The sequence below is a fragment of the Pseudomonas sp. P867 genome (genome assembly GCF_019891455.1).
Lineage (GTDB): Bacteria > Pseudomonadota > Gammaproteobacteria > Pseudomonadales > Pseudomonadaceae > Aquipseudomonas > Aquipseudomonas synxantha_A.
Window position 1 is genome coordinate 182,083 of record NZ_JAFLXB010000001.1, and the last position, 24,155, is coordinate 206,237.

Genomic DNA, 24,155 nt, shown 5'->3' on the forward strand with positions numbered 1-24,155 from the left:
TGTTGCCTTGCTAACGAAATTATGACGCCCCTAGAACGATATCAAGCTGATCTGAAACGCCCTGAATTCTTCCATGACGCAGCCCAGGAAAATGCTGTGCGTCATTTGCAGCGCCTGTACGACGATCTGGTCGCGGCCTCGCAAAGCAAACCAGGGATGTTCAGCAAGCTGTTTGGCAAGAAAGATCACACGCCGGTCAAGGGCCTGTACTTCTGGGGTGGCGTCGGCCGGGGCAAGACTTATCTGGTAGACACCTTCTTTGAAGCGCTGCCATTCAAGGAAAAGGTCCGTACTCACTTCCACCGCTTCATGAAGCGCGTGCACGAAGAGATGAAAACCCTGCCGGGCGAGAAAAACCCGCTGACCATCATCGCCAAGCGCTTCTCCCAAGAAGCGCGGGTGATCTGCTTCGATGAGTTCTTCGTCTCCGACATCACCGACGCCATGATCCTTGGCACGCTGATGGAAGAGCTGTTCAAGAACGGTGTGACCCTGGTGGCCACGTCGAACATTGTGCCTGACGGCCTGTATAAGGACGGCCTGCAGCGTGCGCGCTTCCTGCCGGCCATTGCGCTGATCAAGCAGAACACCGATATCGTCAACGTCGACAGCGGCGTCGATTACCGCCTGCGCCACCTGGAGCAAGCCGAGCTGTTCCACTTCCCGCTGAACCAAGCGGCGCACGACAGCCTGAAAAAAAGCTTCCGCGCCCTGACGCCGGAATGCACCCAGGCGGTGGAAAACGACAAGCTGATGATCGAGAACCGCGAAATCATCGCCTTGCGCACCTGCGATGACGTGGCCTGGTTCGAGTTCCGCCAGCTGTGCGACGGCCCGCGCAGCCAGAACGACTACATTGAGCTGGGCAAGATCTTCCACGCGGTGATCTTGAGCGGCGTCGAGCAGATGGGCGTGACCACCGACGATATTGCGCGGCGGTTTATCAACATGGTCGACGAATTCTACGACCGTAACGTCAAGTTGATCATCTCGGCGGAAGTCGAGCTCAAGGACCTGTACACCGGCGGTCGCTTGAACTTCGAATTCCAGCGCACCTTGAGCCGCCTGCTTGAAATGCAGTCCCACGAGTTCCTGTCGCGCGGACACAAGCCTTAATCAATCTCCAGCTCAATGGAGATCCAATGTGGGAGGGGGCTTGCTCCCGATTTCGGAGTGTCAGTCACTGTAGATGTGACTGACCCAGCGCAATCGGGAGCAAGTCGAATCGTCGCACCGCCCCTCCCACTTTGTTTTCTGTGTTCCTTCAGTTAGGCGGCTTGCTGAAATTGCTGGCGATACTGGTTCGGCGACAACTCCGTGTGCTGCCTGAACAACCGCGCAAAGAAACTCGCATCGTCGTAACCCACCTCATAACTGATGGTCTTGATGCTCTTGCGGCTGCCTGAGAGCAGGCCCTTTGCCGTCTCGATGCGCAACCGTTGCAGGTAATGCAGCGGCTTGTCACCGGTGGCGGTCTGGAAGCGCCGCATGAAGTTGCGGATGCTCATGCCGTGTTCCCGGGCGACGTCTTCGAAGCGGAACTTGTCGGCGAAGTGTTCTTCGAGCCAGTGCTGGATCTGCAGGATGATCACGTCCTGGTGCAGCTTCTGGCCGCCAAAACCGATACGCCCCGGCGAATAGCTGCGCTGCACCTCATAGAGGATGTCGCGGGCCACGGCCTGGGCGATGTTGGCGCCGCAGAAGCGTTCGATCAGGTAGATGTAGAGGTCACAGGCCGAGGTGGTGCCGCCGGCGCAATACAGGTTATCGGCATCGGTCAGGTGCTTGTCCTGGTTGAGCTGCACCTTGGGGAAGCGCTCGCTGAAAGCATTGAAGAACCGCCAGTAGGTGGTCGCCTCCTTGCCATCGAGCAGCCCGGCTTCGGCCAGCCAGAACACCCCGGTGGCTTCACCGCACAGCACGGCGCCGCGGGCATGTTGTTCGCGTAGCCACGGCAACACTTGCGGGTAGCGGGTGCACAGGGCGTCGAAGTCGTCCCAGAAGGCCGGCAGCACGATGATATCGGCATCCTCCAGGCCGCCGTCCACCGGCATGATCACATCGCTGAAGCTGCGCACCGACTGCCCGTCGGGGCTGACCAGGCGCGTATCGAACCCTGGGGTCAAGCCCAGGCCCTGCTGTTTACCGTAACGCAGGCTGGCCAGATGGAAGAAGTCCTTGGCTTGCATGAGGGTGGAAGCGAATACCCGATCAATGGCCAAAATGCTGACGCGCCGCAGGGGCGTGGAGATTTGGTTAGACATAATTTCATTTATTCTTATAGGGGAAAGTGGTCACCAGACGGCTGGATCGTCTTATTTTTTGTCGCATGTGTCCAGTGTCCCGTGACGCCATCGGGGCATAGGCTCTGTGGGCTCGTCCTTGTCCGACAATCCACGCAGGTGACCCATGATCCCCAGAACCTTGTTCAGCTCGGAGCACGAACTCTTCCGCGAGAGCGTGCGCACCTTCCTCGAAAAACACGCCGCGCCCTTTCATGGGCAATGGGAAAAGCAGGGCTATATCGACCGGAGCCTGTGGAACCAGGCGGGGGAGGCGGGCATGTTGTGTTCCCACCTGCCGGAGGAATATGGCGGCCTGGGCGCAGATTTCCTCTACAGCGCGGTGGTGATCGAAGAAGTCAGCCGCCTGGGGTTGACCGGCATCGGCTTTTCTCTGCACTCGGATATCGTCGCGCCCTACATCCTGCATTACGGCAGTGAAGCGCTTAAGCACAAATACCTGCCCAAGTTGATCTGCGGGGAGATGGTCACGGCAATTGCCATGACCGAGCCGGGCGCCGGTTCCGACCTGCAAGGGGTCAAGACCACGGCAGTGCTGGACGGCGATGAGTACGTCATCAACGGCTCCAAGACCTTTATCACCAACGGTTACCTGGCCGATCTGGTGATCGTAGTCGCCAAGACCGATCCCAAGGCCGGCGCCAAGGGCACCAGCCTGTTTCTGGTGGAGGCTGGCACGCCCGGTTTCGACAAGGGCAAGCGCCTTGAGAAAGTCGGCATGAAGGCCCAGGACACCTCGGAGTTGTTTTTCCAGGACGTGCGGGTGCCCAAGGAAAACCTGCTGGGCCAGGCCGGTATGGGCTTCGCATACCTGATGCAGGAACTGCCTCAAGAGCGTTTGACCGTAGCGATAGGCGCACTGTCTTCAGCCGAAGCGGCATTGCAATGGACCCTGGATTACACCCGCGAGCGCAAGGCGTTCGGCAAGGCGATTGCCGACTTCCAGAACACCCGATTCAAGCTGGCCGAGATGGCCACCGAGATTCAGATCGGCCGTGTGTTTGTCGACAAATGCATGGCGTTGCACCTGGAAGGCAAGCTGGACGTGCCGACAGCGGCGATGGCCAAGTACTGGGCCACGGACTTGCAATGCAAGGTGCTCGATGAGTGCGTGCAGTTGCACGGCGGCTACGGCTTCATGTGGGAATACCCGATTGCCCGGGCCTGGGCGGATGCGCGGGTGCAGCGCATTTATGCGGGAACCAATGAGATCATGAAGGAGATTATTGCGCGGGCACTTTGATTGTCTGGTGCTCTTGATGGCCTCATCGCAGGCAAGCCAGCTCCCACATTTGACGGTATTCACAGATCAACATGTGGGAGCTGGCTTGCCTGCGATGGCGGTCTGAAGGTCAATCAAGGCGCGGGGTTTGGATGATCCTTTTGAATCGCCTCAATCCCTTCCAACACCTCTTTCGACAGTTTCAACTCGGCACTGGCAATGTTGCTATCCAACTGTTCCAGCGACGTAGCCCCAATGATATTGCTGGTCACAAACGGCTGCTGCGTCACAAACGCCAGGGCCATCTGCGCCGGGTCCAGGCCATGTTCCCGCGCCAATGCCACATAGCGGCTGCACGCCGCCTCCGACTGCGGGTTGAAGTAACGGCTGAACCGGCTGTACTCGGTCAGGCGTGCCTTGGCCGGCCGTGCGCCGCCTTCGTACTTGCCGCTGAGCATGCCGAACGCCAGTGGTGAGTAGGCCAGCAAGCCGCACTGCTCACGGATGGCGATTTCTGCCAGGCCCACTTCAAAGCTGCGGTTGAGCAGGTTGTATGGGTTCTGGATCGACACCGCGCGCGGCCAGCCACGGGCTTCGGCCAGGGCGAGGAACTTCATGGTGCCCCATGGGGTTTCGTTGGACAGGCCGATGTGGCGGATCTTGCCGGCCTTGACCTGTTCATCCAGGGCTTCGAGGGTTTCTTCCAGGGGGGTGAGGTCGTCTTCGTCCTTGTGCTTGTAGCTCAGTTGGCCGAAGAAATTAGTGCTGCGTTCCGGCCAGTGCAGTTGGTAGAGGTCGATCCAGTCGGTCTGCAGGCGCTTGAGGCTGGCGTCGAGCGCCTGGGTGATGTGCTTGCGGTTGTGACGCAGGTAGCCATCGCGGATGTAGTCGATGGTGTTGCCGGGGCCGGCGATCTTGCTGGCGAGGATCCAGTCGGCGCGGTCGCCACGGCTTTTGAAATAGTTGCCGATGTAGCGTTCGGTGGTGGCATAGGTGTCGGCCTTGGGCGGTACCGGGTACATTTCTGCGGTATCGAGGAAGTTGATCCCCGCGCCCTTTGCCCGTTCGATCTGCGCGAAAGCCTCTGCCTCGCTGTTCTGCTCGCCCCAGGTCATGGTGCCCAACGCGATGGCGCTGACGTTCAGATCGGTGCGGCCCAGCTGTCGGTAATCCATCGGGTACTCCTTCAGGGGAAAACAATCATAAAAGCAGGTTGAATTTTTTTTCGCAATCTGCATAATTGCCCACCTCTTTCTGCAGTGGAAGTGATGCGCCGCCTGCCGAAGAATCTTGCCGTTGAACGGACGCGCCGACCCGAGCCCCCGATAGCGTCTGTATCCGGCTGCCTTTGACTTGTCAAAGTACGCACTATTCAGTAAGATCCGCCGTCTAATTTACAGGGCGGCCCCTGAGGCTATTAAAGAATGACAACTTTTACTGCAAAACCGGAAACAGTTCAGCGCGACTGGTTTGTCGTCGACGCCGCTGGTCAGACCCTGGGTCGTCTGGCCACTGAAGTCGCCAGCCGTCTGCGTGGCAAGCACAAGCCTGAATACACCCCGCACGTTGATACCGGTGACTACATCGTGATCATCAACGCTGAGCAGGTACGTGTTACCGGCAACAAAGCGCAAGACAAAATGTACTACCGTCACTCCGGTTTCCCAGGCGGTATCAAGTCTTCCAACTTTGAAGGCCTGATCTCCAAGAAGCCTGAAGCCCCGATCGAAATCGCGGTCAAAGGCATGCTGCCGAAGGGCCCACTGGGTCGCGATATGTTTCGCAAGCTGAAAGTCTATGCGGGCGCTGTACACCCTCATGCTGCTCAGCAGCCCCAAGAACTGAAGTTTTAACGGAATAGTTCATTATGTCGGCGACTCAAAATTACGGCACTGGCCGTCGCAAAACCGCAACCGCACGCGTTTTCCTGCGTCCGGGCACTGGTAACATCTCGATCAACAACCGCTCCCTGGACAACTTCTTCGGTCGCGAAACTGCCCGCATGGTAGTTCGTCAGCCGCTGGAATTGACCGAGACCGTTGAAAAGTTCGACATCTACGTCACCGTTATCGGTGGCGGTGTAAGTGGTCAAGCTGGCGCAATCCGCCACGGTATCACTCGCGCTCTGATGCAGTACGACGAAACCCTGCGTGGCGCTCTGCGCAAAGCTGGCTTCGTTACTCGCGATGCTCGTGAAGTTGAACGTAAGAAAGTCGGTCTGCGTAAAGCGCGTAAGCGTCCGCAGTACTCGAAGCGTTAATTCGCTTTACGTTCCAGAAAACGCCCAGCCTCCTCACGGAGCTGGGCGTTTTTTATTGCCTGCGATTTATGCACATTTTTCGCCGTGACAACTTGCCACATCCGTAGACCCCCTATACTACAAGGCCTGAGGGCGGAGGCCCGGGCAATTCCCTTGTCATACGTGGGGCTTTTCATTACCATCCGTCAAAATTTTTATAAGTAAAGATTCAACACTTAGTAGACGCCTGATTTAACAGGCCAAAAAGCTGATGGGAGAGGACTGAATGAGCAATGACGGCGTGAATGCAGGCCGGCGTCGCTTCTTGGTAGCAGCCACATCCGTGGTGGGTGCTGCAGGAGCGGTGGGGGCTGCGGTCCCGTTCGTGGGGTCATGGTTTCCCAGTGCCAAGGCGAAAGCCGCAGGTGCACCGGTGAAGGTGAATGTCAGCAAGATCGAGCCAGGTCAGCAGATGATTGCTGAATGGCGCGGCCAGCCGGTTTTCATTGTTCGCCGTACCGAGGAAATCCTGGGGAATCTGAAAAAGATCGAAGGCCAGTTGTCTGACCCGAAATCCGAAAATTCCGATCAGCCCGCCTACGCCAAGAACGAAATGCGTTCGATCAAGCCAGAGATCCTGTTGCTGGTTGGTCTGTGTACCCACTTGGGTTGCTCGCCTACCTTCCGCCCGGAAGTGGCCCCTGTCGATCTGGGCAAGGATTGGGTCGGTGGTTATTTCTGCCCCTGCCACGGCTCGCACTACGACCTCGCTGGCCGTGTCTACAAATCCCAGCCTGCTCCATTGAACCTGCCCGTGCCTCCGCATACCTACGAAACTGACGACCTCATAGTCATTGGCCTCGACAAGGAGAACGCGTGATGAGCAAGTTCATGGATTGGGTGGATGCGCGCTTCCCCGCCACCAAAATGTGGGAAGACCATCTCAGCAAATATTACGCGCCAAAAAACTTCAACTTCTTCTACTTCTTTGGCTCCCTGGCCTTGTTGGTGCTGGTCAACCAGATCGTCACCGGCGTGTGGTTGACGATGAGCTACACCCCGTCGGCGGAAGAGGCCTTTGCTTCCGTCGAATACATCATGCGCGACGTCGAGTACGGCTCGATCCTGCGCCTGCTGCACTCCACAGGCGCGTCAGCGTTCTTCATCGTCGTCTACATGCACATGTTCCGTGGCCTGCTCTACGGTTCGTACCAGAAGCCGCGTGAGCTGGTGTGGGTGTTTGGCATGTTGATCTACCTGGCGCTGATGGCCGAAGCCTTCATGGGCTACCTGCTGCCATGGGGCCAGATGTCGTACTGGGGCGCCCAGGTGATCATCTCGCTGTTCGGTGCAATCCCGGTGATCGGCAACGACCTGACCCAGTGGATTCGTGGCGACTACCTGATCTCCGGCATCACCCTGAACCGCTTCTTCGCCTTGCACGTGGTGGCCCTGCCGATCGTGATCCTGGGCCTTGTGGTACTGCACATCCTGGCACTGCACGAAGTGGGTTCCAACAACCCTGATGGTGTGGACATCAAGAAGCACAAGGACGAGAACGGCATCCCGCTCGACGGCATTCCATTCCACCCTTACTACACCGTGAAAGACATTGTCGGCGTAGTGGTGTTCCTGTTTGTGTTCTGCTCGATCGTGTTCTTTTTCCCGGAGATGGGTGGTTATTTCCTGGAGAAACCTAACTTCGAACAGGCCAACGCCTTCAAGACGCCCGAGCATATTGCCCCGGTCTGGTACTTCACGCCGTTCTACGCGATCTTGCGTGCGATCCCCGACAAACTCATGGGCGTGATCGCCATGGGCGCAGCCATCGCGGTGCTGTTCGTGCTGCCGTGGCTCGATCGGAGCCCGGTCAAGTCGATGCGCTACAAAGGCTGGCTGAGCAAGATCTGGCTGTGGGTGTTCTGCATTTCGTTCGTGATCCTGGGCGTGCTAGGCGTGCTGGCGCCGACCCCCGAGCGTACGTTGCTGTCGCAGGTCTGCACCTTCCTGTACTTCGCCTACTTCATTCTGATGCCGTTCTATACCCGGCTCGAGAAGACCAAACCGGTTCCGGAAAGGGTGACTGGCTGATGAAAAAATTATTCGTTGCATTCGTGCTTGCGGCTCTGCCGCTACTGTCCTTCGCCGCCGAGCATGGCGCGCAGCTGGAAAAAGTCGATATCGATGTGTCTGACAAGGCCGCCATGCAGGATGGGCTGCGTACATTCACCAACTACTGCATGGGTTGCCACAGCGCCAAGTTCCAACGTTACGAGCGTGTCGCCGATGACTTGGGCATCCCCCATGAAGTGATGCTCAGCCACGCGGTGTTCACTGGCGCGAAGATCGGCGACCACATGAACACCGGCATGCAACCGGCCGATGCCAAGGCCTGGTTCGGCGCCGCACCGCCCGACCTGACCCTGGTGGCCCGCGTGCGCGGCACCGACTGGCTCTACGGCTACCTGAAATCCTTCTACGAAGACCCTGCGCGCCCGTATGGCGTGAACAACAAAGTCTTCCCGAACGTCGGCATGCCGAACGTTCTGGTCGGCCTGCAGGGTCGTCAAGTGGTAGGATGCAAGCAGGTTCAGGTCGTTGAAGACGGCAAGAAGCAATATGATCCGTTGACCGGTACGCCTCTGACCCATGAAGCATGCGATCAACTGACCATCGTGCCCAAGACCGGTACGCTGAACGAAGAGCAGTTCGACGAGAAGGTCAAGAACCTGGTGACCTTCCTGGCCTACTCGGCCAACCCGGTCAAACTGCAGCACCAGCGCATCGGTACGTACGTCTTGCTGTACCTGGCTTTCTTCTTCGTATTCGCTTATCTGCTCAAGCGCGAATACTGGAAGGATGTGCATTGATCCAACCGTAAGCAATTGCTGTTAATCTTGCGCGCCCAGCGGCATCTCTGAACACGTAACGCCTGGTTTGACCGGACGTTACAGAGATGCTCTCTGGGCGCGCTCGTTTTTGAGCTTTCGATAATTTCAACAAGCGAGGAGGACCGCCATGGGCGTGACCAATCGGTTGGCCTGTTACTCCGACCCCGCCGACCACTATTCCCACCGAGTACGCATCGTGCTCGCAGAGAAGGGTGTCAGCGCCGAGATCATCAGTGTGGAGGCGGGCCGTCATCCGCCGAAACTGATCGAAGTGAACCCTTACGGCAGCTTGCCCACCCTGGTCGATCGTGACCTGGCGTTGTGGGAGTCAACCGTGGTGATGGAATACTTGGATGAGCGTTACCCGCATCCGCCTTTGCTGCCGGTGTACCCGGTAGCGCGTGCCAACAGCCGCCTGCTGATCCATCGGATCCAGCGTGACTGGTGCGGGCTGGTGGATGTCATTTTGGATTCGCGTTCTAAGGAAGCCGCTCGGGTGCAGGCGCGCAAGGAATTGCGCGAAAGCCTGACCGGTGTTTCGCCGCTGTTCGCTGATAAACCTTTTTTCCTCAGTGAGGAACAAAGCCTGGTGGATTGCTGCCTATTACCCATACTCTGGCGCTTGCCGATCCTGGGCATTGAACTGCCACGGCCGGCCAAGCCGCTGCTTGATTACATGGAGCGCCAATTTGCGCGTGAGGCTTTCCAGGCGAGTCTGTCTGGTGTCGAACGCGATATGCGCTAAGGCTTAAGGAGCCGTTGATGAACTCCAGTCGACCTTATTTGGTCCGCGCGCTCTATGAGTGGATTGTGGACAACGATTGCACACCGCACATGCTGGTCAATTCCGAGTTTCCCAAGGTGGATGTGCCACAGGGTTTCGCCAGCGACGGACAAATCGTGCTGAACGTATCGCCCAGTGCCGTGCGCCATCTGCACATGGACAACGAAGCGGTGAGCTTTGAAGGGCGTTTCGGTGGCGTACCACATACGCTGTTCGTGCCGATTGGTGCCATCCTCGGGATCTACGCCCGGGAGAATGGCCAAGGCATGGTGTTCGATCTGGAGTCGCCTTTCGAGGACGACGAAACGATCGACGGTGAAGGCGGTGATGATCTACCGCCATCGGACAGCGAGCCGCCGCGTCCTAGCGGTCGGCCGAGCTTGAAAGTGGTGAAGTAGGCGGATTTTGCCTTCAGACCCCTCTGAAAAATGCCTCGACGTTTGTCGGGGCATTTTTTTGCGCGAAGGATATGGATGAAAGTCGCGCCACAACGGTGATCGTACAACCACCATGGGCTATGATGCGGTCTTCAGTTCGCCGAGAAAGATGGTTCATCATGGAAAACGCCAGCGCCGCTCCACGTCTGCCCCGCAAGCGCCGCAGCCTTGCCCAGGAATTGGTCACGGTGTTGTCCGAGCAGATCCGCGATGGCCAGCTCAAACGCGGCGATAAACTGCCTACCGAGTCGGCGATCATGGACGCCCACGGCGTCAGCCGCACCGTGGTGCGCGAGGCCATCTCGCGCTTGCAGGCGGCGGGGCAGGTCGAGACCCGCCATGGTATCGGCACCTTTGTGTTGGACACGCCCAGCCCTAGCGGTTTCCGCATTGACCCGGCCACCGTGGTGACCTTGCGTGATGTGCTGGCGATTCTGGAGCTGCGTATCAGCCTGGAAGTAGAGTCGGCGGGCCTTGCCGCCTTGCGTCGCAGTGATGCACAACTGGCCGCCATGCGTGCGGCCCTTGATGCGCTGAATGAAAGTGCGGCCCACGCTGGTGATGCGGTGGCGTCAGACTTTGCCTTCCACCTGGAAATTGCACTGTCTACCGGCAACCGCTACTTCACCGACATCATGACCCACCTGGGTACCAGCATCATTCCGCGTACCCGCTTGAATTCGGCGCGCCTGGCCCATGATGACCAACAGGATTACATGAGCCGCCTGAGTCGCGAACACGAAGAAATCTATGAGGCAATTGCCCGTCAGGATTCGGATGCGGCGCGGGCGGCCATGCGTCTGCATTTGACCAACAGCCGTGAGCGGCTGCGCCATGCCCATGAAGAGGCAGAAGCGCAGCGCGGCTGAGGTTTGCCATATCCCGTGTGGGAGCTGGCTTGCCTGCGATAGCGGTGTGTCAGTCATTGAGTTTGTTACTGAACCAGTGCATTCGCAGGCAAGCCATCTCCCACATTTGATCTCCATTATCTGGAGTACCGGGCCTGTTTAGCTGGCGGGTTGATTGGGCTTGTAGTCTTTGAGCAACAGATACGTACTCCACCCCCACCAATCATTGGTCCAGTGTTTGTCGTTCAGGTCATTGACGTCCTTGCGCCGCAGCACCTTGTCCCCCTCCATCTTGAACAACGGCGAGAAGTTATTCGCCGGGTTTTGCGCGGCGTTCAGGTCGGGCACATACAGCGGTGCCTTGAAGCTGGCCGGGGAGGGCGTGACGCCGCTGATGAAGGTTTCGAAGATTTCGTCTGCCGAAGCCTGCACCGCACGTTTTACCTGCACGCGATTATCGGCGTCGATGCTGTCGAAGTAGCGCTTGTCGCCGTAGGCATGCCACTGATCACCCATGGCATTACGCACCTTGAGCCCGAACTTGCTGTCTTCGTCGTGCATGAAGCGGCTGATCAGCGAGCCCAGTTCACCTGGCGTCACAACGGCTGCCAACTGTTTGCGCGGCACTCGCAGGTGCCCGGCAGAAAACAGGTCGGTCAAGAAGTGATCAGCGAAGCTGTTCATCGCATAGGCCAGTTCCAGGGCCTGGTCGGTACCCGTCTGGTGGGCCACAACGGCTTGTTGCAGCGCCGCCGTGTGACCGGCCAGGTACGCGGACAAGGCCCACTCACCGAAGTGATCGGCATTGTCCGCTGCCAGCTTGAGGTAGCGTCCCAAGGGAATCAGGGCCGAAACAGCGCTGCCGCCACCCGTGATGCGGTTCCACTCCTCCGACAACGTATCACCCAGTGCGTCGTAGGCTTCATGGGGTTGTTTGCCATCCTTGATCGCCTGCTTGACGGCGTTGATTTCCTTTTGCATCACCGCCAGGATCTTCTGCGCCTCTTCCCGTGAGGCGGGCAATACGGCGAGAGAGTTGAAGGCTGCAGTGAAACGTTGCACGCGCTCGGCCGCAGAGGCGCCATCGCTGATGGCTTGGCCGGGGATGCCATAGAAATCGCCACCCAAAGCGATCACTTGGCCGTAGGTCAGCGCGAGCCCGTTGGGCAGATGCAATTGCACCTGGTGTGCAGGAATCGCCGCAGCGTCCTTGGCGAAGCGCAGCAGGGTTTCATCGCCGATGGCGGTGTGTTCACCCCCTTCAAAACGCAGGATTGGCGGGAGTTTCTCGGGTACTGCTAGTTCAAGACCTGACATGTTAGCTCCTTGCTATGTCGTGGGAATCTTCCTTTTTAACTGTATGTATATACAGCTAAAGTTACTATAGGTGAGAAATTTCCTACGTCAAGAGTTGCAATCCACACGTCAGGTGCGAGCGGAGGCTCAACGAATTGCAGTTGACGAATCTTTTTATAGTTGTACGATGACGTACGACATTATCAAAACCAACAACAACGCTTTCCTCAGAAAGTCTTCGCCCAGGGTGTTCGAATAATGAATCCACAAGAACTGAAGTCCATCCTCTCCCACGGTCTGCTGTCTTTCCCGGTGACCGATTTCAACGCCCAGGGTGACTTCCACCAGGCGGGCTACATCAAGCGCCTCGAATGGCTAGCCCCTTACGGCGCCACCGCGTTGTTCGCAGCCGGTGGGACGGGTGAGTTTTTTTCCCTCGCTGCCAGCGAATATTCCCAAGTGGTAAAAACCGCCGTGGACACTTGCGCGTCCAGCGTGCCGATTCTTGCCGGTGTGGGCGGTTCGACCCGCCAGGCCATCGAGTACGCCCAGGAGGCAGAACGCCTCGGTGCCAAAGGCTTGCTGCTGCTGCCGCACTACCTCACCGAAGCCAGCCAGGACGGGGTTGCTGCCCACGTTGAAGCGGTGTGCAAGTCGGTCAAGATCGGCGTGGTGGTTTACAACCGCAATGTCTGCCGCCTGACCGCGCCGCTGTTGGAGCGTCTGGCCGAACGTTGCCCGAACCTGATCGGCTACAAGGATGGCCTGGGTGATATCGAGCTGATGGTGTCGATCCGTCGCCGCCTGGGTGACCGATTCAGCTACCTCGGCGGCCTGCCGACTGCAGAGGTTTACGCCGCGGCCTACAAAGCCCTTGGAGTGCCGGTGTACTCCTCGGCGGTGTTCAACTTCATCCCGAAAACCGCCATGGACTTCTACCACGCCATTGCCCGCGAAGATCACGTCACCGTCGACAAGATCATCGATGACTTCTTCCTGCCTTACCTGGACATCCGTAATCGCAAAGCCGGGTACGCAGTGAGCATCGTCAAGGCTGGCGCGAAAATTGTCGGGTATGACGCCGGCCCGGTGCGTACGCCGCTGACCGATCTGTTGCCGGAAGAATACGAAGCCCTGGCCGCGCTGATCGACAAGCAAGGCGCGCAATAAATTATCCACAAGGCCGCTGAGCAATCAGCGGCCTTTTGCGTCAGGAGAAGATTTGTGTCCCAAGCAAAGCGTTTCGAAAACTACATCAACGGTGAATGGGTAACCGGCGCCGACTATTGCACCAATATCAACCCGTCTGATTTGTCCGATGTCATCGGCGAATACGCCAAAGCGGACGTGGCCCAAGTCAACGCGGCCATTGACGCGGCCCGCGCCGCTTTCCCGGCCTGGTCCATGTCCGGTATCCAGGCGCGCCACGACGCGCTGGATAAAGTCGGCAGTGAAATCCTTGCCCGTCGCGAAGAGCTCGGCACCTTGTTGGCCCGGGAAGAGGGCAAGACCCTGCCCGAAGCCATCGGCGAAGTGACCCGCGCCGGTAATATTTTCAAGTTCTTCGCCGGTGAATGCCTGCGCCTTTCAGGTGATTACGTGCCCTCGGTGCGTCCGGGCGTCAGCGTTGAAGTGACTCGCGAAGCCCTTGGCGTGGTGGGGCTGATTACTCCATGGAATTTCCCGATTGCCATTCCCGCGTGGAAAATCGCCCCGGCCCTGGCCTACGGCAACTGCGTGGTGATCAAACCTGCGGAGCTGGTGCCGGGTTGCGCCTGGGCCCTGACGGAGATCATTTCTCGCGCTGGTTTCCCTGCTGGTGTGTTCAACCTGGTGATGGGCAGCGGTCGTGTCGTCGGTGACGTGTTGGTCAACAGCCCGAAAGTCGATGGCATCAGCTTCACCGGCTCCGTTGGCGTGGGTCGTCAGATCGCCGTCAATTGTGTGTCGCGCCAGGCCAAAGTGCAGTTGGAAATGGGCGGCAAGAACCCGCAGATCATCCTCGATGACGCCGACCTCAAGCAGGCGGTGGAGTTGTCGGTGCAGAGCGCGTTCTATTCCACCGGCCAGCGTTGCACCGCGTCGAGCCGTTTGATTGTCACCGCCGGTATTCACGACCGGTTTGTTGCGGCAATGGCTGAGCGCATGAAGTCGATCAAGGTCGGCCACGCGTTGCATACCGGCATCGACATCGGGCCAGTGGTGTCCCAGGCCCAGTTGGACCAGGACATGAAATACATCGACATCGGCCAAAGCGAAGGTGCGCGGCTGGTCAGCGGTGGCGGCCTGGTGACCTGCGACACCGAAGGCTATTACCTGGCGCCGACCTTGTTTGCCGACAGCGAAGCGGCGATGCGCATCAGCCGTGAAGAAATTTTCGGCCCGGTGGCCAACGTGGTGCGTGTGGCTGACTACGAGGCGGCGCTGGCCATGGCCAACGACACCGAATTCGGCCTGTCGGCGGGTATCGCCACTACGTCGCTGAAGTACGCCAACCACTTCAAACGCCACTCCCAGGCCGGGATGGTGATGGTCAACCTGCCGACGGCGGGTGTGGACTACCACGTTCCATTCGGTGGCCGTAAGGGCTCATCCTACGGTTCGCGCGAGCAAGGTCGCTATGCGCAAGAGTTCTACACCGTGGTGAAGACCAGCTATATCGGCTCGTAATACGCAGCATCCTGTGGCACTGGCTTTATGTGGGAGCTGGCTTGCCTGCGATAGCATCACCTCGGTCTTGCTGACACACCGAGGTGTCTGCATTGCGGGCAAGCCCGGCTCCCACAGGAAAAACAAAAAATCATTACCCGCAAAAAAAATAATTAGTGGGAGTACCTCTTCATGCAAGCGACCAAGCCGACCCATGTCCGCTATTTGATCCTGCTCATGCTGTTTCTGGTGACCACGATCAACTATGCCGACCGCGCAACTATCGCCATCGCCGGCTCCAGCCTGCAAAAAGACCTCGGCATCGACGCGGTCACCCTCGGTTACATCTTCTCCGCATTCGGTTGGGCTTACGTGGCCGGGCAAATTCCTGGCGGCTGGCTGCTCGACCGCTTCGGCTCGAAAAAAATATACGCCTTGAGCATCTTCACCTGGTCGCTATTCACCGTGCTGCAAGGCTATGTCGGTGAGTTTGGCGTCTCCACCGCCGTAGTGGCGCTGTTCATGCTGCGCTTTATGGTGGGCCTGGCCGAGGCGCCGTCGTTTCCGGGCAATGCCCGTATTGTTGCGGCGTGGTTTCCTACGGCTGAGCGCGGCACCGCATCGGCAATCTTCAATTCGGCGCAGTACTTCGCCACGGTGTTGTTTGCGCCATTGATGGGCTGGATCGTCTACCGCTTCGGCTGGCAGCATGTGTTTATCGTGATGGGCGTGATCGGCATCGTGTTCTCGATGATCTGGCTGAAAGTTATCCACAGCCCGCGCCAGCATCCGATGATCAACGAGGCCGAGTTCAACCACATCGCTGCCAACGGCGCGATGGTCGACATGGATCAGGACAAGGGCAAGGGTAAGAAAACTGATGGGCCGAAGTGGGATTACATACGCCAGTTATTGACCAACCGCATGATGCTCGGCGTGTATCTGGGCCAGTACTGCATCAACGGCATCACCTACTTCTTTCTGACCTGGTTCCCGGTGTATCTGGTGCAGGATCGCGGCATGACCATTCTCAAGGCTGGTTTTATCGCCTCGTTGCCGGCGATCTGCGGCTTTATCGGCGGTGTGCTCGGCGGGGTGATTTCTGACTACCTGCTGCGTAAAGGCCACTCGCTGACCTTTGCACGCAAGGCGCCGATCATTGGTGGCCTGCTGATCTCCAGCAGTATCGTGGCCTGCAATTACGTGGACATCGAATGGATGGTGGTGGGCTTCATGGCCCTGGCGTTCTTCGGCAAAGGCGTTGGCGCACTGGGTTGGGCGGTAGTGTCCGACACCTCGCCGAAGCAGATCGCCGGCCTCAGTGGCGGCCTGTTCAACACCTTCGGTAACCTGGCGTCGATCACCACGCCGATTGTCATCGGCTACATCATCAGCACTACCGGCTCGTTCAAATGGGCCCTGGTGTTCGTCGGCGCCAACGCGCTGGTCGCAGTGTTCAGCTACCTGGTGATTGTCGGCCCGATCAAGCGCGTGGTGCTCAAAGAGCCGCCCGCCAAAGGCCCTGAGTTGACCAACCTTTCCCAAGCGCATTCCTGAGGTTCGTGTGATGCAGTTGATTGAACATGCCGACTCGCCGCGCTCGATCCGTTTGCACGAGCGCGACAATGTGGTGATCGTGGTAAACGACCAGGGTGTACCGGCGGGGACCGAATTCCCCGACGGCCTGGTCACCGTGGAGTTCATACCCCAGAGCCACAAGGTCACACTGGAAGATATCCCCGAGGGCGGCCGGATTATCCGCTACGGTCAGACCATCGGTTACGCCCTGGCTCCGATTCCGCGTGGCAGTTGGGTGCAGGAAGATCAGCTGCGCATGCCCACCGCGCCACCGCTTGACAGCTTGCCGCTGTCCACCGAGGTGCCTGAAACCCAGGCACCGCTGGAGGGGTTCACCTTCGAGGGCTATCGCAATGCCGACGGTACCGTGGGCACGCGCAATATCCTCGGCATCACCACCACCGTGCAGTGCGTTACCGGCGTGCTGGACCACGCAGTCAAGCGCATCAAGGATGAGTTGCTGCCCAAGTATCCCCACGTCGATGATGTGGTGGCGCTGACTCACAGCTACGGCTGCGGCGTGGCGATTACGGCGACGGATGCCTATATCCCGATCCGCACCGTGCGCAATCTGGCGCGCAACCCGAACCTGGGCGGTGAAGCCCTGGTGATCAGCCTGGGCTGCGAGAAATTGCAGGCCGGCCAGGTGATGCACGATAACGACAGCTCGGTGGACTTGAGCGAGCCGTGGTTGTATCGCCTGCAGGATTCCAGCCATGGCTTTACCGAAATGATTGAGCAGATCATGGCGCTGGCCGAGGTGCGCTTGAAGAAACTCGACCAGCGCCGTCGGGAAACCGTGCCGGCTAGCGAGCTGATCCTGGGTATGCAGTGCGGTGGTAGTGATGCGTTTTCCGGTATCACCGCCAACCCGGCGCTGGGGTATGCCTCGGACTTGTTACTACGGGCCGGCGCGACGGTGATGTTTTCCGAAGTGACTGAAGTGCGCGATGCCATTTACCTGCTGACTTCCCGGGCGCAGAACCAGGAGGTTGCCCGGGAACTGGTCAGGGAAATGGACTGGTATGACCGTTACCTGGCCAAGGGTGAAGCAGACCGCAGTGCCAATACCACGCCGGGCAACAAGAAGGGCGGGCTGTCGAATATTGTCGAGAAGTCATTGGGCTCCATCGTCAAGTCCGGCAGCAGCGCGATCAACGGCGTGCTCGGCCCCGGCGAGCGCTTGAAGGGCAAGGGCCTGATTTTTTGCGCCACCCCGGCCAGTGATTTTGTGTGCGGCACCTTGCAACTGGCGGCAGGGATGAACCTGCATGTATTCACCACCGGGCGTGGCACGCCGTACGGGCTGGCGATGGCGCCGGTGGTCAAGGTGTCGACCCGCACCGAGCTGGCCCAGCGTTGGCCGGACCTGATCGATATCGACGCCGGGCGCATTGCCACCGGGCGCGCGAGCATCGAGGAGCTGGGCTGGGAGTTGTTTCACTTCTACCTGGACGTGGCCAGTGGCAGGAAGCAGACGTGGGCGGAGCATCACAAGTTGCATAACGACATCACGCTGTTCAACCCGGCGCCGATTACCTGAGACCGAGTCGCCTGCATCGGGAGCAAGCCCCCTCCCACATTGGTCCGCATTTCAACAGAATGAATGCGTTCAAATGTGGGAGGGGGCTTGCTCCCGATAGCGGTAGACCAGACGACACGGGCTGCATGGCTTATCATTAGCCAACTAACGACGCCCACCAAGGTTCTCCCCGGCATGCTGGCAATCTTCCTTACCACCCTCACCATCACCGCGCCGGTGTTTGCCATGCTGTTTCTGGGGGTGCTGCTCAAGCGCATCAACTGGATCAACGACAACTTTATCCACACCGCGTCGTCCCTGGTGTTCAACGTCACCATGCCGGCGCTACTGTTCCTGGGCATCCTGCATGCCGACCTGCACGCGGCACTCAAGCCGGGTTTGCTGATCTATTTTGCCGTCGCCACCCTGGCGAGCTTTGCTTTGGCCTGGGGCTGGGCGATTTTTCGCTGCAAGCGTGAAGACCGGGGCATTTACACCCAGGGTGCGTTTCGCGGCAATAACGGGGTGATCGGCCTGGCGCTCGCCGCCAGTATGTACGGTGACTACGGGATCTCCCTGGGCGCAATCCTCGCGGCGCTGGTGATCCTGTTTTACAACACGCTGTCGACCATTGTGCTGGCGGTGTACAGCCCGGTGATCAAGTCCGACCCGTGGAGCATTTTCAAGAGTGTGGTGGCTAACCCACTGATCATCAGCGTGATCGTTGCGGCGCCGTTCGCGTACTTTCAGATCAGCTTGCCCGGCTGGTTCGAAAAGTCCTTGCAGTACCTGTCGGATACCACGCTGCCGTTGGCGTTGATTTGCATCGGCGGCACCTTGTCCATGGCCGCGCTGCGCAAGAGCGGCAACATGGCGTTGAGTGCGAGCCTGATGAAGATGATCTGGTTGCCGGTGATCGCAACCTTGGGCGCTTGGTTGCTGGGCTTTCGCGGGCCGGAGCTGGGGATTCTGTTCCTGTACTTCGGCGCGCCGACAGCCGCGGCCAGCTTCGTGATGGCCAGGGCGGCGCAAGGCAATCATGAGCTGGCGGCGGCGATTATCGTGATCACTACGCTGATGGCGGCGGTGACCACCAATATCGGGATTTTCGTATTGCAGGCGGGTGGCTGGATCTAGGCGTCTTTCTGGTAGCTTTCGATCACTTCCTGCGCCGCCCGAAAGGCATCAATCGCCGCCGGCACACCGGCATACACCGCGCAATGCAGCAGCGCTTCGCGAATCTCGTCTACCGTGCAGCCATTATTAAGTGCACCGCGCACGTGGCCCTTGAGTTCCTGCGGGCATTTGAGGGCTGTCAGGGCGGCGAGGGTGATCAGGCTGCGGGTCTTGAGCGGCAAGCCTTCGCGGTTCCAGACAGCGCCCCACGCATGTTCATTGACGAAGTCCTGCAGCGGCTGGGTGAACGCCGTGGCATTACCCAGGGCGCGGTCGACGAATGCATCGCCCATGACTTGGCGTCGTACCTCAACTCCGGGTTTTTTCTGATCGGTCATTTCGATTCCCTCTTGTGTTGGCGGTGCCAGGCGCGCACAGAGGTGAACAACAGCAAAGCCACCAACGCCGGCAGGACGTAATACAGCATCAATTGTTCAAGCTTGTTGGCCAGGGGCATACCGGTGGTGAAGGCCATTACGTGCAGCCCGTACGCCAGGTACAACCCCAGCAGCACCAGCCCTTCGATACGCGTCACGCGGTAGCCGGTATAAAACACCGGCAGGCACAGGACGATGGCACCGAGCATTACCGGCAAATCGAAGTCCAGGGCATTGGGTGATACCGACAGCGGCGACGGCGCCACCAGCGCGGTAAAGCCCAGCACTCCCAGCAGGTTGAACAGGTTGCTGCCGATCACGTTGCCCACCGCAATTTCCCGCTCGCCCCGCAAGGCGGCGATCAGCGATGTGGCAAGGCAGGGTAGCGAGGTGCCCACGCCGATGAGCGTCAGGCCGATGACGCGCTCCGACAAGCCCAGGTCGCCCGCCACTTCCACCGCGGCGCCCAGCAACAAATGCCCGGCCAGTACCAGCACCAATAGCCCGGCGAACATCAGCAACGCGCTGCTCAACCAGGGTGCCTTGGCCACGGTGTCCAGGGTGCGCGGGCGGCGTGAATGACGCGTCTGGTGGTGCAGCACGCCAAGGTAAGCTACCAGCGCCACCAGCAGCAAAACACCATCGAGCGGGGTCAGCACTTCATTGGCGGCTAGGATAAACACCAGCAGACCGGCGAAGATCATCACCGGGATATCCACACGCACCAGTTGCCGCGAGACCCGCAGCGGAATGATCAGCGCCGACAGGCCCAGGGTGACGAGGATATTGAAAATGCTGCTGCCAATAACGCTACCCACGGCGATATCGGTATTGCCGGCCAGCGTGGCCTGGAGGCTGACGGCCATCTGCGGCGCGCTGCTGCCGAAGGCGACAACGCTCAGGCCGATGATCAGCGGTCGCACTTTGAGGCTGGCCGCCAGGCGCACGGCGGCGCGTACCAGGATCTCGGCGCCGACGATCAACAGCAGCAAGCCGCCGACCAGTTCGAGCAGGCTCCAGGGCGAAAGGGCGTTCAATCCGAAAATACTCAAGGCGGCCTCAATCAGTTGTTCAGGGCTTGCACGCGAACCCGTGCGGTGCCGCTGCCCAGCATACGCAGTTGCTCGGCAGCCTTGCGGGAAACGTCGATCAGGCGCCCACGGGTGTGCGGGCCGCGGTCATTGATGCGCACCACGACCGATCGGTCGTTGTTCAGATTGGTCACTTTGACCCGCGTACCGAAGGGCAGGCGCCGATGCGCAGCGGTCAAGGCGTTCTGGTTGAAGGGTTCACCACTGGCGGTTCTTTTGCCATGGTGTTTGGCGCCGTAATAGGAGGCGGTGCCGGTTTCGTCGTAACCGTTGGGGTCGATGAGACCGCTGGCGCAACCGGCCAGCAGGGAGGACAAGGCCAGGAGGCCGAGTAGACGTTTCATTGTCAGGACATCCCCAATAAAAAATGTGGAGAGGGAGCAAGCCCCCTCCCACACAGGTTGGAGCCAGACCTTGAAGTCTGCTCCAACCATTCACCGCAATCAGCCTTCGAGCTTGCTTTTAAGCAGTTCGTTCACCTGTTGCGGGTTGGCTTTGCCCTTGGAGGCTTTCATGGCCTGGCCGACAAAGAAGCCGAACATCTTGCCGCGCTTGGCTTCGTCTGCGGCGCGGTATTGCTCGACCTGTTCGGCATTCGCCGCGAGCATTTCATCGAGTACGGCCGAAATCGCGCCGCTGTCGGTGACTTGCTTGAGGCCACGCTTCTCGATGATCTCGTCGGCGTTGCCTTCACCCGCGGCCATCGCTTCGAACACCGTCTTGGCGATTTTGCCGGAGATGGTGTTGTCCTTGATGCGCAGCAGCATCCCGCCCAATTGTTCGGCAGTGACGGGCGCTTCGTCGATTTCCAGGCCCTGTTTGTTCAGCAGGCTGCCCAGTTCGACCATCACCCAGTTGGCCGCCAGCTTGGCGTCGCCGGCAATGCTCACGACTTTTTCGAAGTAGTTGGCTTGTTCACGGCTGGAGGCCAGCACGCTGGCATCGTAGACCGACAGGCCGAACTGCTCCTGGAAGCGCTCGCGTTTTTGCTGCGGCAGTTCCGGCAGGGTGGCGCGGATGTCGTTGAGGAACGAATCTTCCAGCACCACCGGCAACAGGTCCGGGTCGGGGAAGTAACGGTAGTCGTTGGCTTCCTCCTTGCTGCGCATGGCGCGGGTTTCGTCTTTGTTCGGGTCGTACAGGCGCGTTTGCTGGATCACCTTGCCGCCGTCTTCGATCAATTCGATCTGGCGACGCACTTCGCTGTTGATCGCCTTCTCGATGAAGCGGAACGAGTTGACGTTCTTGATCTCGCAGCGGGTGCCGAACTCAACCTGGCCCTTTGGCCGGATCGACACGTTGCAGTCGCAACGCAGCGAGCCTTCGGCCATGTTGCCGTCGCAGATGCCCAGGTAGCGCACCAGCGCGTGGATGGTCTTGACGTAGGCCACGGCTTCCTTGGCACTGCGCATGTCCGGTTCGGAGACGATTTCCAGCAGCGGCGTGCCGGCACGGTTCAGGTCGATACCGGTGGCGCCGGGGAATTCTTCGTGCAGGCTCTTGCCGGCGTCTTCTTCCAGGTGCGCACGGGTTACGCCGACACGCTTGATGGTGCCGTCTTCCAGCGGGATGTCCAGGTGGCCCTTGCCGACGATCGGCAGTTCCATCTGGCTGATCTGGTAGCCCTTGGGCAGGTCCGGATAGAAGTAGTTCTTGCGTGCAAACACGTTGTGCTGGCCGATTTCGGCGTCAATCGCCAGGCCGAACATCACCGCCATGCGCACCGCTTCCTGGTTCAGCACCGGCAGCACGCCGGGCATGCCCAGGTCGACCAGGCTGGCCTGGGTGTTGGGCTCAGAGCCGAACGTGGTGGCGCTACCGGAGAAAATCTTCGATTGGGTGGCGAGCTGGGTATGAATCTCCAGCCCGATCACAACTTCCCATTGCATAGTGTTCTCCTCAGAAGCCGGTAGGGGTGCGGGTGTGCCAGTCGGTGTGCAACTGGTACTGGTGCGCCACATTGAGCAGGCGGCCTTCCTGGAAATACGGGGCGAGCAATTGTACGCCTACCGGCAAGCCATCGACGAAACCGGCGGGCATGGACAAGCCCGGCAGGCCCGCGAGGTTGGCGGTAATGGTGTAGAGGTCTTCCAGGTACTCGGCGATCGGGTCGCCGGTCTTGGCGCCGATTTTCCAGGCCGGGTTCGGCGTGGTCGGGCCGAGGATCACGTCGACTTCTTCGAAGGCGGCCATGAAATCGTTCTTGATCAGGCGACGGATTTTCTGCGCCTTGAGGTAGTACGCGTCGTAGTAGCCGGCGGACAGGGCATAGGCACCGACCATGATCCGGCGCTGGACTTCACTGCCGAAGCCTTCGCCACGGGAGCGTTTGTACAGGTCGGTGAGGTCTTTCGGGTTTTCGCAGCGATAGCCGAAGCGCACGCCATCGAAGCGCGACAGGTTGGAAGACGCCTCTGCCGGCGCGATCACGTAGTAGGCGGGAATCGCGTGCTGGTTGTTCGGCAGGCTGATTTCCTTGATCACCGCGCCGAGCTTTTCCAGCTCTTTGATGCTGTTTTGCACCAGATCGGCGATACGCGGGTCGAGGCCGGCGCTGAAGTACTCTTTCGGCACGCCGATGCGCAGGCCCTTGAGCGAGGTATTCAGGCTGGCGCTGTAGTCCGGCACGGGCTCATCGATGCTGGTGGAGTCCTGTTTATCGAAGCCTGCCACGCCTTGTAACAATATTGCACAGTCTTCAGCGGTGCGTGCCAGAGGGCCGCCCTGATCGAGACTTGAGGCGTAGGCGATCATGCCCCAGCGGGAAACGCGACCGTAGGTCGGCTTCAGGCCGGTGAGGTTGGTGAACGCGGCGGGCTGGCGGATCGAACCACCGGTGTCGGTCGCCGTAGCGGCGGGCAGGAAGCGTGCGGCCACGGCCGCAGCCGAGCCACCCGACGAACCGCCGGGCACGTGCTCAAGGTTCCACGGGTTTTTCACCGCGCCGTAGTAGCTCGACTCGTTGGCCGAACCCATGGCGAACTCGTCCATGTTGGTCTTGCCCAGGGTCACAGCCCCGGCGGCGGCCAGCTTGGACACCACGGTGGCGTCGTAGGGCGCCTTGAAGTTGTCGAGCATCTTCGAGCCGCAGCTGGTGCGAATGCCCTGGGTGCAGAACAGGTCCTTGTGGGCGATGGGGGCGCCCAGCAGAGGGTTGTTTTCACCGTTGGCGCGACGTGCGTCGGCGGCCTTGGCCTGGCTCAGGGCCAGCTCTTGGGTGAGGCTGATGAAGCTGTTGACCTTGGGATCGTGCTCGGCGATACGCGCAAGCAGGGTTTTGGTCAGCTCTTCGCTGGAAAACGTTTTGTCGGCGAGACCGCGGGCGATCTCGGCCAGAGTCATGTGATGCATGAAAGGCTCTTTCCCTTTAGTCGATGACTTTCGGAACCAGGTACAGGCCGTTTTCGACCGCTGGCGCGATGGACTGGTATGCCTCGCGGTTATTGCGCTCGGTCACGACGTCTGCGCGCAGGCGCTGACTGGCTTCCAGCGGGTGAGCCAGGGGCTCGATGCCGTCGGTATTGACGGCCTGCATTTGGTCAACCAGCCCGAGAATGCTGTTCAGGGCTGCGGTGGTCTGTGGAAGATCGGCGTCATTGAGGCCAAGCGAGGCCAGATGCGCGATTTTTTCCACGTCGGAGCGTTCAAGCGCCATGGGATTCTCCAGTGGAAAACAGAACGGAAGGCGTCCGTGTGTTAGATTGTCGGAACACTACCGCATTTCTACGGTCATATGGCCGCG

Annotated in this window: 24 protein-coding genes; 15 read left to right on the top strand and 9 right to left on the bottom strand. The window is 59.4% G+C overall.

What is annotated here, in order from left to right:
* Positions 1–21 precede the first annotated feature (21 nt).
* A complete protein-coding gene (zapE, locus tag J1G33_RS00890) occupies positions 22–1,116 on the top strand; it encodes a cell division protein ZapE (RefSeq protein ID WP_005784768.1) in 1,095 nt (364 codons plus the stop codon).
* A gap of 152 nt (positions 1,117–1,268) precedes the next feature.
* Here the strand turns inward: zapE and J1G33_RS00895 are convergent, their stop codons facing one another.
* Positions 1,269–2,165, bottom strand: coding sequence for a GlxA family transcriptional regulator (locus J1G33_RS00895; protein WP_177327423.1), 897 nt, complete (start codon positions 2,163–2,165; stop codon positions 1,269–1,271).
* Between the two features lie 244 nt (positions 2,166–2,409).
* Here J1G33_RS00895 and J1G33_RS00900 point away from each other — a divergent pair, with 244 nt between their 5' ends.
* Entirely contained in the window at positions 2,410–3,546 is a 1,137-nt protein-coding gene (locus J1G33_RS00900) for an acyl-CoA dehydrogenase family protein (RefSeq protein WP_032877806.1), read from the top strand.
* 113 nt (positions 3,547–3,659) lie between these two features.
* Here the strand turns inward: J1G33_RS00900 and J1G33_RS00905 are convergent, their stop codons facing one another.
* Entirely contained in the window at positions 3,660–4,700 is a 1,041-nt protein-coding gene (locus J1G33_RS00905; RefSeq protein WP_032877805.1) for an NADP(H)-dependent aldo-keto reductase, read from the bottom strand.
* 249 nt (positions 4,701–4,949) lie between these two features.
* On the opposite strand from J1G33_RS00905, the gene rplM reads away from it, so the two are divergent.
* The 8 genes from rplM (at position 4,950) to J1G33_RS00945 (ending at position 10,745) form a co-directional block, all read left to right on the top strand.
* Entirely contained in the window at positions 4,950–5,378 is a 429-nt protein-coding gene (gene rplM / locus J1G33_RS00910; RefSeq protein ID WP_003171742.1) for a 50S ribosomal protein L13, read from the top strand.
* Positions 5,379–5,392: 14 nt separating this feature from the next.
* A complete protein-coding gene (gene rpsI, locus J1G33_RS00915; RefSeq protein ID WP_002555064.1) occupies positions 5,393–5,785 on the top strand; it encodes a 30S ribosomal protein S9 in 393 nt (130 codons plus the stop codon).
* A 265-nt stretch (positions 5,786–6,050) separates the two neighbouring features.
* Positions 6,051–6,644, top strand: coding sequence for a ubiquinol-cytochrome c reductase iron-sulfur subunit (petA, locus tag J1G33_RS00920; protein ID WP_032877804.1), 594 nt, complete (start codon positions 6,051–6,053; stop codon positions 6,642–6,644).
* Entirely contained in the window at positions 6,644–7,855 is a 1,212-nt protein-coding gene (locus J1G33_RS00925) for a cytochrome bc complex cytochrome b subunit (RefSeq protein ID WP_032877803.1), read from the top strand. The genes petA and J1G33_RS00925 overlap by 1 nt, the downstream gene beginning before the upstream one ends.
* Positions 7,855–8,634 carry a cytochrome c1 gene (locus J1G33_RS00930; RefSeq protein ID WP_032877802.1) on the top strand — a complete coding sequence of 260 codons (780 nt, stop codon included), beginning with the start codon at positions 7,855–7,857 and terminating at the stop codon, positions 8,632–8,634. Before J1G33_RS00925 ends, J1G33_RS00930 begins: the two co-directional genes overlap by 1 nt.
* Before the next feature lie 148 nt (positions 8,635–8,782).
* On the top strand, positions 8,783–9,400 hold the full coding sequence (locus J1G33_RS00935) for a glutathione S-transferase N-terminal domain-containing protein (protein WP_005784778.1): 618 nt from the start codon (positions 8,783–8,785) through the stop codon (positions 9,398–9,400).
* Positions 9,401–9,417: 17 nt separating this feature from the next.
* Positions 9,418–9,837 (top strand): ClpXP protease specificity-enhancing factor, encoded by a 420-nt coding sequence (locus J1G33_RS00940; protein ID WP_223017585.1) that lies wholly within the window; start codon positions 9,418–9,420, stop codon positions 9,835–9,837.
* Between the two features lie 158 nt (positions 9,838–9,995).
* A complete protein-coding gene (locus J1G33_RS00945) occupies positions 9,996–10,745 on the top strand; it encodes a FadR/GntR family transcriptional regulator (RefSeq protein ID WP_223017586.1) in 750 nt (249 codons plus the stop codon).
* Positions 10,746–10,883: 138 nt separating this feature from the next.
* Here J1G33_RS00945 and J1G33_RS00950 read toward each other — a convergent pair whose 3' ends face one another.
* Positions 10,884–12,041 (bottom strand): phospholipase, encoded by a 1,158-nt coding sequence (locus J1G33_RS00950; RefSeq protein WP_223017587.1) that lies wholly within the window; start codon positions 12,039–12,041, stop codon positions 10,884–10,886.
* Positions 12,042–12,278: 237 nt separating this feature from the next.
* Between J1G33_RS00950 and kdgD the strand changes: the two genes are divergently transcribed.
* The 5 genes from kdgD to J1G33_RS00975 all read left to right on the top strand — a co-directional run bounded on the left by kdgD (position 12,279) and on the right by J1G33_RS00975 (position 18,906).
* Positions 12,279–13,190: a 5-dehydro-4-deoxyglucarate dehydratase gene (kdgD, locus tag J1G33_RS00955; RefSeq protein ID WP_005784786.1), complete on the top strand. Its 912-nt coding sequence runs from the start codon at positions 12,279–12,281 to the stop codon at positions 13,188–13,190.
* Between the two features lie 54 nt (positions 13,191–13,244).
* The gene (locus tag J1G33_RS00960) at positions 13,245–14,690 is read left to right on the top strand and encodes an aldehyde dehydrogenase family protein (RefSeq protein WP_223017588.1); all 1,446 of its coding nucleotides are present in this window, start codon (positions 13,245–13,247) and stop codon (positions 14,688–14,690) included.
* Positions 14,691–14,861: 171 nt separating this feature from the next.
* Positions 14,862–16,226: an MFS transporter gene (locus tag J1G33_RS00965; RefSeq protein WP_032877798.1), complete on the top strand. Its 1,365-nt coding sequence runs from the start codon at positions 14,862–14,864 to the stop codon at positions 16,224–16,226.
* Between the two features lie 10 nt (positions 16,227–16,236).
* On the top strand, positions 16,237–17,790 hold the full coding sequence (garD, locus tag J1G33_RS00970) for a galactarate dehydratase (protein ID WP_005784791.1): 1,554 nt from the start codon (positions 16,237–16,239) through the stop codon (positions 17,788–17,790).
* Between the two features lie 174 nt (positions 17,791–17,964).
* Complete coding sequence (locus J1G33_RS00975) at positions 17,965–18,906, top strand: AEC family transporter (protein WP_005784792.1); 942 nt, start codon at positions 17,965–17,967, stop codon at positions 18,904–18,906.
* Here J1G33_RS00975 and J1G33_RS00980 read toward each other — a convergent pair.
* The 6 genes from J1G33_RS00980 to gatC form a co-directional block, all read right to left on the bottom strand.
* On the bottom strand, positions 18,903–19,283 hold the full coding sequence (locus tag J1G33_RS00980; RefSeq protein WP_032877796.1) for a carboxymuconolactone decarboxylase family protein: 381 nt from the start codon (positions 19,281–19,283) through the stop codon (positions 18,903–18,905). The two genes, J1G33_RS00975 and J1G33_RS00980, sit on opposite strands and share 4 nt — an antisense overlap.
* Positions 19,280–20,326: a calcium/sodium antiporter gene (locus tag J1G33_RS00985; RefSeq protein ID WP_177327422.1), complete on the bottom strand. Its 1,047-nt coding sequence runs from the start codon at positions 20,324–20,326 to the stop codon at positions 19,280–19,282. Before J1G33_RS00985 ends, J1G33_RS00980 begins: the two co-directional genes overlap by 4 nt.
* Positions 20,327–20,385: 59 nt before the next feature.
* A complete protein-coding gene (locus J1G33_RS00990; RefSeq protein ID WP_005784798.1) occupies positions 20,386–20,757 on the bottom strand; it encodes a septal ring lytic transglycosylase RlpA family protein in 372 nt (123 codons plus the stop codon).
* Positions 20,758–20,856: 99 nt separating this feature from the next.
* Positions 20,857–22,302 carry an Asp-tRNA(Asn)/Glu-tRNA(Gln) amidotransferase subunit GatB gene (gatB, locus tag J1G33_RS00995; protein ID WP_005784800.1) on the bottom strand — a complete coding sequence of 482 codons (1,446 nt, stop codon included), beginning with the start codon at positions 22,300–22,302 and terminating at the stop codon, positions 20,857–20,859.
* Positions 22,303–22,312: 10 nt separating this feature from the next.
* Complete coding sequence (gatA, locus tag J1G33_RS01000) at positions 22,313–23,764, bottom strand: Asp-tRNA(Asn)/Glu-tRNA(Gln) amidotransferase subunit GatA (protein ID WP_223017589.1); 1,452 nt, start codon at positions 23,762–23,764, stop codon at positions 22,313–22,315.
* A gap of 16 nt (positions 23,765–23,780) precedes the next feature.
* Entirely contained in the window at positions 23,781–24,068 is a 288-nt protein-coding gene (gene gatC / locus J1G33_RS01005) for an Asp-tRNA(Asn)/Glu-tRNA(Gln) amidotransferase subunit GatC (RefSeq protein WP_003188556.1), read from the bottom strand.
* Between the last annotated feature and the right edge of the window lie 87 nt (positions 24,069–24,155).